This window comes from Enterobacter sp. MF024, from assembly GCF_005843915.1.
GTDB classification, from domain to species: Bacteria; Pseudomonadota; Gammaproteobacteria; order Enterobacterales; family Enterobacteriaceae; genus Enterobacter; species Enterobacter barmai.
Map to the genome: position 1 here is coordinate 1 of NZ_VCBB01000018.1, position 15,436 is coordinate 15,436.

A 15,436-nucleotide genomic window follows, 5' to 3' on the forward strand; every position below is an offset into this window, starting at 1 on the left:
TTATAGGGAGTTCTCCGGCGCTGACAAGAGCAAAATTAAAAAAAACTTTCAACCGTCTGTTTTTTGCTCAAAACCGTGCTATAGCGCTAGTTTTTCGAGCGTTTCGAAGCCATAACGATGCAAAACGGGTAAAAGTTGCTCAGTTACCGGGGTCAATGCCATGCAATAAGCGATATTCGCGTCGGTGGATTTCGCATCTGGCGCTTCATGTTCAAGCAGCCATGCCGTGCGACGGGCAATTGCCGCTCCCGAATCCACCAACCGGGTACCTTCCGGAAGTACGGCAAGCAGCTCTTCCTGTAATAGCGGGAAATGCGTGCAGCCCAGCACCACCGTATCTGGCGGCTCCGCCATCCGCAGCCATGGACGCAGAATACGGCGCAGCTCTTCCAGCGATACCGCCTGGCCGTGCAGTTTAGCTTCGGCCATCTCAACCAGCTCAGCAGAACCTAACATCGCAATCTGGCATTCATTGGCAAAGCGCTCGATCAGCTCACGGGTATAAGGACGTTTAACCGTCCCGCGCGTCGCCAGCAGTCCCACCACGCCATTCGCCGTCAGGCGCGCGGCAGGTTTAATCGCCGGAACGACGCCGACAACCGGGAACGGGAATTTTTCACGCAGTGCCGGAAGGGAGACTGTACTGGCGGTATTGCAGGCAATCACTGCCAGTGCGAGAGGATACTGCTGTTGTACGGCGGTAACGATCTCGACGACGCGCTCGACAATAAACGCTTCGCTCTTTTCCCCATACGGGAAAGCCACGTTATCGAACGCATAGATATAATGAAGATCCGGCAGAAGTTGCCGAATCTCATCATAGACTGAAAGCCCACCGACACCGGAGTCAAACACCAGTACGGTGGGACGTGGGTCAGAAGGTGTAGCTGCCAGACAAGGTGTATTCCCGTCCTGCAGTTTGGTAGCCATAAACTGTCTCGTAGTCTTTATCGAACAGGTTGGCTATTTTACCACGAACTGTAAGGTGAGAGGTGACAGGATATGAAACGGCGAGATCCCACAGGCTTACTCCACCCAGTTTCACGCGCTCTGAAGTAAAGGTATCAGGATCGTACGCCACGTCATAACGGGTTCCCAGATAGCGGTAGGCCAGATTCCAGTCGAGATCCCACACCTGCATGTCCAGCTGGTATTTCACCTGCTGTTTCGAACGGCGGGCAAGCACTTCGTTCGTTTTCGCATTGCGTGGATCGACGTAGTCATAGGAAACCTGATGCCCTACCGAGCCAGTATCAAACTGCGCCGTCGCTTCAATACCTTTGATACGCGCTTTGTCGACGTTGTAGTAGCGGAAAGTCCGCGGGTCGCTGCTAATCAGGTTGTCGATGTCGTTACGATAGCCTGACACACGCCAGTTCACCGGACCGGTCAGCCCCTCGAAGCCGCCCTCCCACTGCTTGCTCTCTTCCGGTTTCAGGTCCGGGTTGCCATAGCTAGCACTGTGGATCTGACTCATGGTCGGCGCTTTATAGGCTGTACCATAAGAACCAATGATCCGGTAACCGTCGATAAACTCCCATCCGGCGCTGGTCTGCCAGGTGTTATGGTTACCAAAGTTAGCGTTGTCGTCATTACGCGCGGCGGCTTCCAGGGTGACGCTATCGAACTGCTGCAGGGCAGACAGGAACACACCCGTGTTGCGCTGTTCGTAGCCTTTATCCAGATAGCCCGTTCCCGCCTGGGTTTTTTGCTTCTGCCAGTCCAGACCTGCGCCAATATTGCCGTGGCCGACAGTAACGGTGTTCAGCCACTGAGCGGTGTACTGCTTAACGTCATCCATGGTGGCAGAGGACGCATAACGGCCTTTGCTCGGATCGTAGTTCTGGTCTTTACTGCGACCATAACCAGCCACCAGCTGGGTCTGATAAATTCCCTGGTTATAGCGAAGACCGGTATCCCAGTTCTGGCTGTAAAGCTGACGCGTATCAGGGGTGCCATCGACCATAAAGTTATCGTCGTAATGCTCATAACCGTCATACGCCGTGCGGTTGTCGTAGCCGAGGCCACGCACGAAGCCGCTCAGGTTGTCAGTGATCTGCTGCTCAACGGAGCCGAACAGCGACTTACTCATAAAGCCGTCACGGTCTGGCTGACGCGGGGCATCTGCCGCATCAATATCAAAGCCGCGGGTATAGTTATAATTGCCGCCCAGGGTGATTTTGGTTTTATCCAGCACCAGCTGGAAGGAGCCATCGTAGGATTGATAGCCTTTCGAACCTACGCTGGCGTTAATTTCTGCCCCTGGCTTATCACGGCCAGTGATGATGTTAATCACACCGCCAATCGCATCTGAACCGTACAGGGCCGAGCGCGGACCACGAATGTATTCGACACGCTGAATGAGCGAAACGGGAATCTGGCTGAGATCCGGTGAGTTGCTGATCCCGGCGTTATTCAGTGGAATGCCGTCGATAAGAACCAGCACATGACGAGATTCTGTACCGCGAATAAAAGTAGAAGAGTTGGCACCCATTCCACCGCTTTGTGCAATATCAACGCCCGGTAAGCGCGACATCACCTCAACGACGCTTTTCGCCTGCCAGCGCTCGATATCTTCCCGGGTAACGACAGAGCTTGGGGCCAGGACGGTATTAGCAGGCTGTGCAACACGGTTTGCCGTCACCACCAACGAGTCTGCGCTATCCTGCGCCCAGCCCGAAAATGCCGTGACGGAAAGCGCCGTCAACAGCGATACTTTTTTTATCATTGTAAAAGCATCCACAATATAAGAAGGATGCCGCAGGCCCCACCCATAGCACGCGATGATGAAACCAAATGCGACGTGATCCCGGCAGGTCTTCGGGCTAGGTGGCGTTAACTGGATGACGACTTCCCATTTTCACAGTGTCGATTAACTCATCCCGCCAGTCTTTACCGCTGCGCGTCAGCTCCAGATTTGCACTGGATTCCCTTTTCACTCATAAGAGACCGGAAACATAATGCTACATTTAGACACGTATAGATGTCCAGACTGCTGTTAACCATTAGGGCTGGACATCCCCTGTACAATCCCTACAATCCCCGCGTAATTCATCTTCAACAGGAAGCATCATGACTCCAGAACACCTCCCGACAGAACAGTACGACGCGCAACTGGCAGAGAAAGTCGTCCGCCTGCAAAGTATGATGACGCCTTTTGCTGCGCCTGCGCCTGAGGTGTTCCGCTCCCCGGTCAGCCATTACCGTATGCGTGCCGAATTCCGTATCTGGCATGACGGCGATGACCTGTACCACATCATTTTCGATCAGCAGACCAAAAGCCGTATCCGCGTGGACAGCTTCCCGGCGGCCAGCGAGCTGATTAACCAGCTGATGACCCTGATGATGGACGGCGTGCGCAATAATCCTGTTCTGCGCCATAAGCTGTTCCAGATTGACTACCTGAGTACACAAAGCAATCAGGCCATCGTCTCGCTGCTGTACCATAAAGCGCTGAATGACGAGTGGCGCCAGGCGGCAGAAGCCCTGCGCGATGCGCTACGCGCGCAGAACATTAATGTGCATCTGATTGGCCGCGCGACAAAAACCAAAATTGCCCTGGATCAGGATTACATCGATGAACGCCTGCCGGTAGCGGGCAAAGAGATGATCTACCGCCAGGTTGAGAACAGCTTTACGCAACCGAACGCCGCCATGAACGTGCAGATGCTGGAGTGGGCGCTGAAGGCCACCGAAGGTTCAACCGGCGATCTGCTGGAGCTGTACTGCGGTAACGGCAACTTCTCCCTGGCGCTGGCGCGTAACTTCGAACGCGTGCTGGCTACCGAAATTGCCAAGCCGTCGGTCGCCGCCGCGCAATACAACATTGCAGCAAACCACATTGATAATGTGCAGATCATTCGTATGTCGGCGGAAGAGTTTACTCAGGCGATGAACGGCGTGCGGGACTTTAACCGTCTGCAGGGGATCGATCTGAAGAGCTATCAGTGTGAAACGATTTTCGTCGATCCGCCGCGCAGCGGGCTGGACAGCGAAACCGAGAAGATGGTGCAGGCGTACCCGCGTATTCTTTATATCTCCTGTAACCCGGAAACCTTATGCAAGAACCTGGAAACATTAAGCCAGACGCACAAGGTTGAACGTCTGGCATTGTTCGATCAGTTCCCGTATACACACCATATGGAGTGCGGGGTGTTACTGACTGCGCGGTAACCCGTTATTGCCGGGTGGCGCTGCGCTTACCCGGCCTACAACTACAAAACAGAACCGTTACTCTGGCAGCTGCTGCTTACGGTTACGCATTTTAAAGCCAATCCAGAACACCAGCGCCACCGACAGTACAGCCGGCAGGAAGTTAGAGCCAATGTCCGGGTACTCTGCGCGCACTACGGTGCTGTACAGCAGGACGCCCAGCACAAAGAACGCTGCCGACAGCGCCGGTAAGCCTACCGGCATGGTGCGATTCTGATAACGCTGATGCAGACAGTACACCGTCAGCACCAGAGAGATCATCGGGAAAACCGAGAACGGTACAATGGAGCTAAAAATCGCTGCGAACGTACCGTTAATGGATAAGCCAGCGATCAATGCCAGCAACAATGTTCCTTTATCCTGTCCTGTCTGTTTCATTACTCACCTTTCACTCATCGGATTGATGCGCCAGTTTTTCTTGTTCACGGCGATACCAGTAATAAGCCCCTTTAGAGATCATCCGCAGTTGCAATACCAGTCGCTCTTCGAGTTGCTTGCGTTGTTCAACGCTCACATCCAGTGCTTCGGCGCCCGCACTGAAGACTATTGTGACCATCGCCTCGGCCTGCGCCTCAGTGAAGGCGCGCGGCATATGGTTTTCGAGTTCAAGATAGTCGGCAAGTTCCGCAATAAAATGCTGAATCTCGCGGGCCACAGCCGCACGGAATGCTGCCGAGGTGCCAGAGCGTTCCCGTAACAATAAACGAAACGCGTTGGGATTATTGCCGATAAACTCCATAAAAGTGGAAACGGAGGTGCGGATCACGCTGCCCCCTTTGGCGATACGCTGACGCGCCTGGCGCATCAGCTGGCGCAGCATCAGCCCGCTCTCATCCACCATGGTCAGACCCAGTTCATCTACGTCACGGAAATGACGATAGAAAGAGGTAGGCGCAATCCCTGCTTCGCGTGCGACCTCGCGCAGGCTCAGACTGGCAAAACTCCGCTCAGCACTCAGTTGACTGAATGCGGCTTCCACCAGCGAACGCCGGGTTTTCTCTTTTTGTTGTGCTCTTACGCCCATCACGATAGTTGAATCCTTCCAAAGGCCCGCTGGCACTATACCAGAGAATAAAATTAATCGGTTTACCTGGCTTACAGAATGAAGGTTTCCATGTGGTTTGTGCTCCACCACGCGAAAAGAGCACAACGATAATTGGGTTATCCCGCCAATGATGTTACTATTCTGTTGCTTTTATGTATAAGAACAGGTAAGCCTTACCATGTCACATTCCTACGATTACGACGCAATAGTTATTGGTTCCGGCCCCGGCGGCGAAGGCGCTGCTATGGGACTGGTTAAACAGGGAGCCAGAGTAGCGGTTATTGAGCGCTACCATAACGTTGGCGGCGGCTGTACCCACTGGGGCACCATCCCTTCCAAAGCCCTCCGCCACGCCGTCAGCCGCATTATTGAATTCAACCAGAACCCTCTCTACAGCGATCACTCCCGACTTCTCCGCTCTTCTTTTGCCGATATTCTCAATCACGCGGATAACGTGATTAACCAGCAGACGCGGATGCGCCAGGGTTTTTATGAACGTAACCACTGCGAAATTCTGCAGGGCAGCGCGCATTTTGTGGATGAGCATACGCTGGCGCTGGAGTGCCATGACGGTTCTGTTGAGACGATCACCGCAGAGAAATTCGTTATCGCCTGCGGCTCACGTCCCTATCGTCCGGCCGATGTCGATTTCTCTCATCCGCGCGTCTACGACAGCGACTCCATTCTGAGCCTGCATCATGAGCCGCGCCACGTGCTGATCTACGGTGCCGGGGTGATCGGCTGCGAATATGCCTCTATCTTCCGCGGCATGAACGTGAAGGTCGACCTGATTAACACCCGCGACCGTCTGCTGGCCTTCCTCGATCAGGAGATGTCCGACTCGCTCTCGTATCACTTCTGGAACAGCGGCGTGGTGATTCGCCACAACGAAGAGTACGAGAAGATCGAACCCTGCGATGATGGCGTGATCATGCACCTGAAATCCGGTAAAAAGCTGAAAGCAGACTGCCTGCTGTACGCTAACGGCCGTACGGGTAACACCGATTCGCTGGCGCTGGAGAACATCGGTCTCACCACCGACAGCCGCGGGCAAATCAAGGTTAACAGCATGTACCAGACCGCTCTGCCGCATATTTATGCCGTAGGCGATGTGATTGGCTATCCAAGCCTGGCGTCAGCGGCTTACGACCAGGGACGCATTGCGGCTCAGGCGCTGGTGAAAGGTGAAGCGACGGCGCATCTGATCGAAGATATTCCGACCGGCATTTATACCATTCCGGAAATCAGCTCTGTCGGGAAAACCGAGCAGCAGCTGACGGCCATGAAGGTGCCTTACGAGGTGGGTCGCGCCCAGTTTAAACATCTGGCGCGGGCGCAAATCGTGGGGATGAGCGTGGGTACGCTGAAGATTTTGTTCCATCGCGAGACGAAAGAGATCCTCGGTATTCACTGCTTCGGTGAGCGTGCGGCGGAAATCATTCATATCGGCCAGGCGATCATGGAGCAAAAAGGTGGTGGTAACACCATCGAATACTTTGTTAATACCACCTTTAACTACCCGACCATGGCAGAAGCTTATCGGGTAGCGGCGCTGAACGGCTTAAACCGCCTGTTTTAATTTACCGTCGAAATGGCCATCCATTGCACCACGGATGGCCTCTGCCAGCTGCTCATAGCGGCTGCGCAGCGGTGAACCCGGGCGATAAACCAGGCCAATGGTACGGCGCGGCTCCGGCTTGATGCAGGGCAGATAGACCACCCCATCACGCTTACGCTCGCGCGGCACGGCCAGCGCAGGCAGCAGCGTAATGCCGCTTCCCGCCGCCACCATGTTACGCAGCGTTTCCAGGCTGGTTGCGCGGAAGTGGGTATCTTCATCAGCACCCGCTTCAAAGCAGAAGCCCATCGCCTGATCGCGCAGACAGTGACCATCTTCCAGCATCAGCAGCTTTTCGCCGGCCAGATCGGCCATCGGGACGCGATCGCGGCTCGCCCACGGATGATCTTCATAGATCGCCAGCATCATCGGCTCATCAAACAGCGGCACTTCGATAAAGGCTTCGCTCTCTTTAACCAGCGCCAGAATGGCACAGTCGAGCTTGCCGCTATCAAGCTGCGCCAGCAGCTGATGGGTTTGCGCTTCATGCAGGTACATTTCGAGTTTCGGGAAGGTCTGATGCAGCATCGGAATGATGTGCGGCAGCAGGTACGGGCCAACGGTTGGGATCAGGCCAATATGCAGCGGGCCGGACATGGTCTCCCCCTGCTGGCTTGCCATTTCCTTGAGCACTTTGACCTCGCGCAACACGGTGCGCGCCTGATCCACCAGCAGGAGGCCTGCCTGGGTGAACAGCACTTTACGACTGGTGCGCTCCAGCAGCATTACGCCAAGCTCGTCTTCCAGCTTACGGATCTGACCGCTAAGCGTAGGCTGACTGACGTGGCAGGAATCTGCCGCGCGGCGGAAATGGCGATGTTCGGCTAACGCCACCAGGTATTCAAGATCACGAATATTCATTATTCATCCTCCGTCGCCACGATAGTTCATGGCGATAGATAGCATAGCAACGAACGATTATCCCTATCAAGCGTTCTGTTGAATAATGCATCACAGAGACGAGGCGGCACCGATTACCCTTGAAGTCCTGTCCCGTCTCACGAGTTTCTCTCAAAACTCGAACAACTAAAGCCAACGTGAACTTTTGCGGACCCCGTGGTCCGCATTTTTTTTGCGTAAAAAAGCCAGCGCATGGCTGGCCTTTTCCCCGGCGGCGCTACGCTTGCCAGGGCTACTCATTTTGTAGGTCGGGTAAGGCAAAGCCGCCACCCGACATATCACGGATCACACCAGACGGTTTTTCGCATCCGCGATGGCCTGCGCCACCTGCTTCGGCGACACGCCGCCTTTTGCGGCACGCTTGTCCAGGCATGACTGCAGCGCCAGGATCGGATAAACATCATCGCCAATCACGCTGCTGAATTTCTGCAGATCGGAAAGCGGCAGGTCTTCCAGCGCTTTGCCCTGACGAATGGCTTCCACTACCGCTTCCCCCACAATGTGGTGCGCTTCACGGAACGGCACGCCTTTAGACACGAGGTAATCCGCCAGCTCGGTGGAGTTAGCATAACCCTGCTGAGCCGCTTCCTGGCAGCGCGGACGTTTCACCTGAATGCCGTCCAGCACCAGGGTCGCCATATGCAGGCAGTCCAGCCAGGTGTCGAGCGCGTCGAACAGGCCCTCTTTGTCTTCCTGCATATCTTTGTTATACGCCAGCGGCAGCCCTTTCAGGGTCATCATCATACCGGTCAGCGCGCCCTGCACACGGCCACACTTGCCGCGGATCAGCTCCAGCGCATCCGGGTTTTTCTTCTGCGGCATCAGGGAAGAGCCGGAAGTTACGCGATCCGACAGCTCAACAAACCCGGCTTCACCTGAGTTGAAGAAGATCAGGTCTTCGGCGAAGCGCGACAGATGCACCATGCCGATAGAGGCATTAGAAAGCAGTTCCAGCACGTGGTCGCGATCGGAGACGCTGTCCAGGCTGTTGCGGGTGGCAGAGGCGAAGCCCAGCCAGCCCGCCAGCTGTTCGCGGTCGATTTCATAGGCAGTACCGGCCAGCGCGCCGCTGCCCAGCGGGCTCACGTCCAGACGCTTTAAGGTATCCTGCAGACGGCTTTCATCACGCGCCAGCATCTCAACGTAGGCCAGCGACCAGTGGGCAAAGGTGACAGGCTGCGCACGCTGCAGGTGGGTATAACCCGGCATCACCGCATCCTGGTTGTTCTGCGCGGTTTCCACCAGCGCGCTCTGCAGCTGACGGTTAGCCGCCAGCAGTTCCACCACGGTATCTTTGCACCACAGCTTCAGATCGGTCGCCACCTGGTCGTTACGGCTCCGGCCGGTATGCAGCTTTTTACCCAGTTGGCCGACTTTGTCGATGAGCTTCCCTTCCACCCAGCTGTGAATATCTTCGGCGTCGCTTTCGAGGATTTGCTGCGGGTTGAGACGCACCTCTTCCAGCAGATTATTCAGCGCCTCTTCCAGCTGCAGCTGTTCGTCTGCGGTCAGCACGCCAACGGTGACCAGCGCTTTGGACCAGGCCACAGAGCCGACGATATCCTGTTCGGCCAGGCGGTAGTCGAAGCGCAAAGAGTCGTTGAACTGTTTGAACCGTTGATCCGCTGCCTGTGTAAAACGCCCACCCCAAAGTGCCATAACATGCTTCCTTTATTCGTTAGTTCCGCCGGGTGGCGCTACGCTTACCCGGCCTACGGTCATTCAATAAAATCTTACGCCAGAATACGCGTGCCGATCGGCGTGCCGTTAAACAGCGCCGGAAGCTGCTCCGCGTGACGCCAGGAGGCGATATCCACCGGGCGACCCAGCGTGCGCGCAGCGTCCAGCGCCGCGTTCACTTTCACGATCATGCCGTCGGTGATAATCCCCTGGTCGATCAGCTGTTCGGCTTTCGCTGCGGTCATCTCCGCGATGCGCTGGCCTTTGCCGTCCAGAATTCCGCTCACGTCAGAGAGCAGGATCAGGTCTGCGCCCAGCGTCGCCGCCAGCGCGGTCGCTGCCTGGTCAGCGTTGACGTTCATCAGTTGGCCTTCTTCGGTCACGCCGATAGAGCTCACCACCGGCAGGAAACCGCCTTCCAGCAGCGTATTAATGAGTTTTGGCGAGCCCGGCTGCGCCAGACCGACGTGGCCAAGCTCTTCGTCGAGCTGGGTCACTTTAACGCTGTCGCCATCGCCAAGGTAGAGGCCCACGGATGCGATATGGTGTTTCTTCGCCCATGAAAGCAGGGTTTTGTTGGCCGTACCCGCCAGCGCACCGGTAATGATGTCAATCTGATCGGCAGGCGTCACGCGCAGGCCGTTCTTCTTTTTCACCGGCAGGTTCAGGCCTTTCATTAACTCATCCACCACACAGCCGCCGCCGTGAACAATCACCAGCGGACGTTGATGTGATTCGCGATAGTTGACCAGCGCGGTAAACAGACGCTCCAGCGCCTCTTCGCTGTCCAGCAGTACACCACCAAGCTTGATAATTAATGGGTTCATCATCACACCTTAAATAAGAGACTGCGTTTCAGCATAGCCAAAACGAATATTTGCGCACTGCATTGCCTGGGCGGCTGCGCCTTTGAGTAAATTATCTTCTGCGGCCACCACAATCACGTGCTCGCCCTGCACGGCAAAGCCGATATCGCAGAACGGCAGGCCAACCACGTTTTTCAGCGCCGGCACGCCTTTGTCATACAGACGCACCAGCGGCTTATCCGCGTACGCCCTCGTGAAGACCTCTTTCACCTGGTCTTGGGTCACGCCCGGTTTCAGGCGGCAGGTAATAGTTTCGAGGATGCCACGCGGGAAGCTGCCCAGATGCGGAGTGAAAATCACGTCCGTACCCAGATGAGTGGTGATTTCGGGATGATGGCGGTGGTTAAACACGCCATACGGTTGCAGGCTCACTTCGCAGAAGCTGTTGGAGATAGCCGCCTTGCGCCCGGCTCCGCTCACGCCGCTGGTGGCGTTGATCACCGGCCACTGGTTCAGATCCAGCAGGCCCGCGTCGATCAGGGGTTTCAGGGCGAGCTGCGCGGCCGTAGGGTAGCAACCCGGTACGGCGATCAGGTTCGCCTCTTTCAGCGCATCTGCGCTCCACTCCGCCAGACCATACACCGCCTTTTCAAGCAGATCCGGGTGCTGATGAGTGAAACCGTAGTATTTTTCATAGAACGCGGCGTCGTTCACACGGAACGCACCGGAGAGATCGAATACCACGCAACCGGCCGCCAGGAACTGCGGCGCCAGATCGTGGCTGACTTCGTGAGCGGTGGCTAAAAACACCACGTCTACGCCGCCGGTAAACTCGCTGATATCCGACATTGGCTGCAATGGCAGATCGACAATCCCTTTAAGTTGCGGATGTAAATCGGAAATTAACTTTCCTGCATCATTGCTTTGCGCTGAGACAGTCAAAGCGGTTATGGTCATATGAGGATGGCGATTCACGTAGCTTACAAGCTCTGCGCCCGCATAACCGCTAGCGCCTACAATCAGCGTATTCAACATCGGGTTCCTTTATGCTCAACGTTAATGTATTTTTATTCACATTTATTGCATGAATATTGATACTATCACGACCTAAGGTGTGTCAACAATGAAAATGAATTTACCGCCATTTATCGAGATCTACCGCGCCCTGATTGCCACGCCGTCCATCAGCGCAACGGAAGAAGCGCTGGATCAGAGTAATGAGACTTTAATCAATCTGCTGGCGGGGTGGTTCAGCGATCTCGGCTTTAAGGTGGAGGTTCAGCCGGTACCGGGAACCCGTAATAAATTTAACCTGCTCGCCAGTACCGGCCAGGGCGCGGGCGGTCTGCTGCTGGCGGGACACACCGACACCGTTCCGTTTGATGACGGGCGCTGGACGCGCGATCCCTTCACCCTGACCGAGCACGACAACAAGCTCTACGGGCTGGGCACCGCCGACATGAAAGGCTTCTTCGCCTTTATCCTCGACGCGCTGCGTGACGTTGACGTCACCACTCTGAAAAAGCCGCTCTATATTCTGGCTACCGCCGACGAAGAGACCAGCATGGCGGGCGCGCGATACTTCTCGGAAAACACGGCGATTCGCCCGGATTGCGCGATTATCGGCGAGCCAACGTCCCTGCAACCGATCCGTGCCCACAAAGGCCATATCTCCACGGCGGTGCGCGTGCTGGGCCAGTCCGGCCACTCCAGCGATCCGGCGCGCGGCGTCAACGCCATTGAACTGATGCACGACGCCATCGGCCGCATCATGACCCTGCGTGACGATTTGAAAGAGCGCTATCACTACGACGCCTTCACCGTGCCGTATCCCACGCTGAACCTCGGCAGCCTGCACGGCGGCGATGCGTCTAACCGTATCTGCGCCTGCTGTGAACTGCATATGGATATCCGTCCGCTGCCGGGCATGACCCTGAGCGATCTGAATGGCTTACTGACCGAAGCGTTGGCACCGGTGAGTGAACGCTGGCCGGGCCGTCTGACGGTGTCCGACCTGCATCCGCCGATCCCGGGTTATGAGTGCCCGCCGGACCACCAGCTGGTGGAAGTGGTGGAGAAACTGCTCGGCGAGAAAACCGACGTGGTGAACTACTGCACCGAAGCGCCGTTTATTCAGACCCTGTGCCCGACCCTGGTGCTCGGCCCGGGCTCCATTAACCAGGCCCATCAGCCGGATGAGTATCTGGAAACGCGCTTTATCAAGCCCACCCGCGAACTGATTACCCAGGTTGTGCATCACTTCTGCTGGCATTAATCACGCCTCCCCTCTCTTCGGAGAGGGGAAAATCCCGCGATCTTCGTCACATTCTCATAAGCATCTCTTATCTGACGCAAAGCGAATTAAATTTCGTAAATTGCCCGCATTTATTCGTTTGCTGAACCGTTTTCGCAGCAATTGACGACGGGGGTTTTACGTGGCTTTATAAAGGGAGATGACAAAATAATGTCCGTTAGATGTCTGGCAGGGCATAAACAAAAATGATGGGGTGACTGGGTTTTTATGAACGAACAATATTCCGCGTTGCGTAGTAATGTCAGTATGCTCGGCAAAGTGCTTGGAGATACCATCAAAGACGCGTTGGGGGAAAACATCCTCGATCGCGTTGAAACTATCCGCAAGCTGTCCAAATCTTCCCGTGCAGGTAACGAAGCCAATCGTCAGGAGCTGCTTACCACCCTGCAGAACCTCTCCAATGACGAACTGCTGCCTGTTGCCCGTGCCTTCAGCCAGTTTCTGAATCTGGCGAACACCGCCGAGCAGTACCACAGCATTTCGCCGAACGGCGAAGCGGCAAGCAACCCGGAAGTGATTGCCCGTACGCTCAGAAAGCTCAAGGACCAACCCGATCTCAACGAAGCCACCATTAAAAAGGCCGTCGAGTCCCTGTCGCTGGAGCTGGTGCTCACCGCCCACCCGACCGAGATCACCCGTCGTACCCTGATCCACAAAATGGTGGAAGTGAACAACTGCCTGAAGCAGCTGGATAACAAAGAGATCGTTGACTACGAACGTAACCAGCTGATGCGCCGCCTGCGCCAGCTGATTGCCCAGTCCTGGCATACCGATGAAATTCGTAAGCACCGCCCAAGCCCGGTAGATGAAGCCAAGTGGGGCTTTGCGGTGGTGGAAAACAGCCTGTGGGAAGGGGTGCCAAACTACCTGCGCGAGCTGAATGAACAGCTGGAAGAGAACCTCGGCTATCGCCTGCCGGTGGATTTTGTCCCGGTCCGCTTCACCTCCTGGATGGGCGGCGACCGCGACGGCAACCCGAACGTCACTGCCGACATCACCCGCCACGTGCTGCTGCTGAGCCGCTGGAAAGCGACCGATCTATTCCTGAAAGATATTCAGGTGCTGATCTCTGAGCTGTCGATGGTTGAAGCCACCCCGGAACTGCGCGAGCTGGCCGGTGAAGAGGGTGCGAGCGAGCCTTACCGCTATCTGATGAAAAAGCTGCGCGGCCAGCTGCTGGCAACGCAGGCCTGGCTGGAAGCACGTCTGAAAGGCCAGCGCCTGCCGAAGCCGGAAGGACTGCTGAGCCAGAACGAGCAGCTCTGGGATCCGCTGTACGCCTGTTATAAATCTCTGCAGGCGTGCGGCATGGGCATCATCGCCAACGGCGAACTGCTCGACACCCTGCGTCGCGTGAAGTGTTTTGGCGTGCCGCTGGTGCGTATCGACGTACGTCAGGAAAGCACCCGTCATACCGAAGCGCTGGGCGAGCTGACCCGCTACCTTGGCATCGGCGACTACGAAAGCTGGTCAGAAGCCGACAAACAGGCCTTCCTGATCCGCGAGCTGAACTCCAAACGTCCTCTGCTGCCACGCAACTGGGAGCCGAGCAACGACACCCGCGAAGTGCTCAACACCTGCAAAGCGATCGTTGATGCGCCGAAAGGATCGGTGGCCGCCTATGTGATCTCCATGGCGAAGACCCCGTCCGACGTGCTGGGCGTTCATCTGCTGCTGAAAGAAGCCGGCATCGACTATGCCCTGCCGGTGGCACCGCTGTTCGAAACCCTTGATGACCTGAACAACGCCAATGACGTGATGACCCAGCTGCTGAACATCGACTGGTATCGCGGCTTTATTCAGGGCAAACAGATGGTGATGATTGGCTATTCCGACTCCGCAAAAGACGCGGGCGTAATGGCAGCCTCCTGGGCGCAGTATCAGGCGCAGGACTCCCTGATCAAAACCTGCGAGAAAGCGGGCATTGAGCTGACTCTGTTCCACGGTCGCGGCGGCTCTATCGGTCGTGGCGGTGCGCCAGCGCATGCGGCGCTGCTTTCACAGCCACCGGGCAGCCTGAAAGGCGGTCTGCGCGTGACCGAACAGGGCGAGATGATCCGCTTCAAGTACGGTCTGCCGGAAGTGACCATCAGCAGCCTGTCGCTTTACACCAGCGCCATTCTGGAAGCCAACCTGTTGCCACCGCCGGAGCCGAAAGAGGCCTGGTGCCATATCATGGACGAGCTGTCAGATATCTCCTGCGATCTGTACCGCGGCTACGTGCGTGAAAACAAAGACTTCGTGCCTTACTTCCGCTCGGCCACACCTGAGCAGGAGCTGGGTAAACTGCCGCTCGGTTCCCGTCCGGCCAAGCGTCGTCCGACCGGTGGCGTTGAGTCCCTGCGTGCCATCCCGTGGATCTTCGCGTGGACGCAAAACCGCCTGATGCTCCCGGCCTGGCTGGGTGCCGGTGCCGCCCTGCAGAAAGTGGTGGATGACGGTAAGCAGAGCGAACTGGAAACCATGTGCCGCGACTGGCCGTTCTTCTCCACCCGTCTGGGCATGCTGGAGATGGTATTCTCCAAAGTCGACCTGTGGCTGGCGGAGTACTACGATCAGCGTCTGGTGAAACCGGAGCTGTGGAAGCTGGGTACCGAACTGCGTGAACTGCTGGAAGGCGACATCAAAGTAGTGCTGGCTATCGCCAACGATTCCCATCTGATGGCCGACCTGCCGTGGATTGCGGAGTCTATCCAGCTGCGTAACATCTACACCGATCCGCTGAACGTTCTGCAGGCCGAACTGCTGTACCGTTCGCGTAAAGCAGAAGAAGAGGGTCAGGAGCCGGATCCACGTGTGGAACAAGCGCTGATGGTAACCATCGCGGGCGTTGCGGCGGGGATGCGTAACACCGGTTAATG

Annotated in this window: 12 protein-coding genes and 1 riboswitch; of the genes, 4 read left to right on the plus strand and 8 right to left on the minus strand. The window is 56.3% G+C overall.

What is annotated here, in order from left to right; translation table 11 throughout:
• Nucleotides 1-78: 78 nt before the first annotated feature.
• Both murI and btuB read right to left on the minus strand, forming a co-directional pair.
• Nucleotides 79-930, minus strand: a complete 852-nt coding sequence (murI, locus tag FFB58_RS20570; protein WP_138370870.1) for a glutamate racemase — start codon at nt 928-930, stop codon at nt 79-81.
• Nucleotides 875-2,728, minus strand: a complete 1,854-nt coding sequence (gene btuB / locus FFB58_RS20575; protein ID WP_138370871.1) for a TonB-dependent vitamin B12 receptor BtuB — start codon at nt 2,726-2,728, stop codon at nt 875-877. Before btuB ends, murI begins: the two co-directional genes overlap by 56 nt.
• A 65-nt stretch (nt 2,729-2,793) precedes the next feature.
• Nucleotides 2,794-2,969: riboswitch (cobalamin riboswitch) on the minus strand.
• A 103-nt stretch (nt 2,970-3,072) separates the two neighbouring features.
• Here btuB and trmA point away from each other — a divergent pair.
• Nucleotides 3,073-4,173: a tRNA (uridine(54)-C5)-methyltransferase TrmA gene (gene trmA, locus FFB58_RS20580; RefSeq protein WP_138370872.1), complete on the plus strand. Its 1,101-nt coding sequence runs from the start codon at nt 3,073-3,075 to the stop codon at nt 4,171-4,173.
• Between the two features lie 57 nt (nt 4,174-4,230).
• Here the strand turns inward: trmA and FFB58_RS20585 are convergent, their stop codons facing one another.
• Together FFB58_RS20585 and fabR are read right to left on the minus strand one after the other, a co-directional pair.
• Nucleotides 4,231-4,590, minus strand: a complete 360-nt coding sequence (locus FFB58_RS20585) for a YijD family membrane protein (RefSeq protein WP_032615232.1) — start codon at nt 4,588-4,590, stop codon at nt 4,231-4,233.
• Between the two features lie 10 nt (nt 4,591-4,600).
• Complete coding sequence (gene fabR / locus FFB58_RS20590) at nt 4,601-5,239, minus strand: HTH-type transcriptional repressor FabR (protein WP_032615233.1); 639 nt, start codon at nt 5,237-5,239, stop codon at nt 4,601-4,603.
• A 196-nt stretch (nt 5,240-5,435) separates the two neighbouring features.
• Here fabR and sthA point away from each other — a divergent pair, with 196 nt between their 5' ends.
• A complete protein-coding gene (gene sthA / locus FFB58_RS20595) occupies nt 5,436-6,836 on the plus strand; it encodes a Si-specific NAD(P)(+) transhydrogenase (protein ID WP_138370873.1) in 1,401 nt (466 codons plus the stop codon).
• Here sthA and oxyR read toward each other — a convergent pair.
• The 4 genes from oxyR to argC all read right to left on the minus strand — a co-directional run bounded on the left by oxyR (nt 6,819) and on the right by argC (nt 11,296).
• Entirely contained in the window at nt 6,819-7,736 is a 918-nt protein-coding gene (oxyR, locus tag FFB58_RS20600; RefSeq protein ID WP_138370874.1) for a DNA-binding transcriptional regulator OxyR, read from the minus strand. The genes sthA and oxyR overlap by 18 nt on opposite strands.
• Before the next feature lie 324 nt (nt 7,737-8,060).
• Nucleotides 8,061-9,434 carry an argininosuccinate lyase gene (gene argH / locus FFB58_RS20605; RefSeq protein ID WP_138370875.1) on the minus strand — a complete coding sequence of 458 codons (1,374 nt, stop codon included), beginning with the start codon at nt 9,432-9,434 and terminating at the stop codon, nt 8,061-8,063.
• A 74-nt stretch (nt 9,435-9,508) separates the two neighbouring features.
• Nucleotides 9,509-10,285 carry an acetylglutamate kinase gene (gene argB / locus FFB58_RS20610; protein WP_138370876.1) on the minus strand — a complete coding sequence of 259 codons (777 nt, stop codon included), beginning with the start codon at nt 10,283-10,285 and terminating at the stop codon, nt 9,509-9,511.
• A gap of 6 nt (nt 10,286-10,291) precedes the next feature.
• The gene (gene argC / locus FFB58_RS20615; RefSeq protein ID WP_138370877.1) at nt 10,292-11,296 is read right to left on the minus strand and encodes an N-acetyl-gamma-glutamyl-phosphate reductase; all 1,005 of its coding nucleotides are present in this window, start codon (nt 11,294-11,296) and stop codon (nt 10,292-10,294) included.
• A gap of 88 nt (nt 11,297-11,384) precedes the next feature.
• Between argC and argE the strand changes: the two genes are divergently transcribed.
• Both argE and ppc read left to right on the plus strand, forming a co-directional pair.
• Complete coding sequence (gene argE, locus FFB58_RS20620; RefSeq protein ID WP_138370878.1) at nt 11,385-12,536, plus strand: acetylornithine deacetylase; 1,152 nt, start codon at nt 11,385-11,387, stop codon at nt 12,534-12,536.
• Between the two features lie 246 nt (nt 12,537-12,782).
• Nucleotides 12,783-15,434, plus strand: coding sequence for a phosphoenolpyruvate carboxylase (gene ppc, locus FFB58_RS20625; RefSeq protein ID WP_138370879.1), 2,652 nt, complete (start codon nt 12,783-12,785; stop codon nt 15,432-15,434).
• The last annotated feature ends 2 nt before the right edge of the window (nt 15,435-15,436 follow it).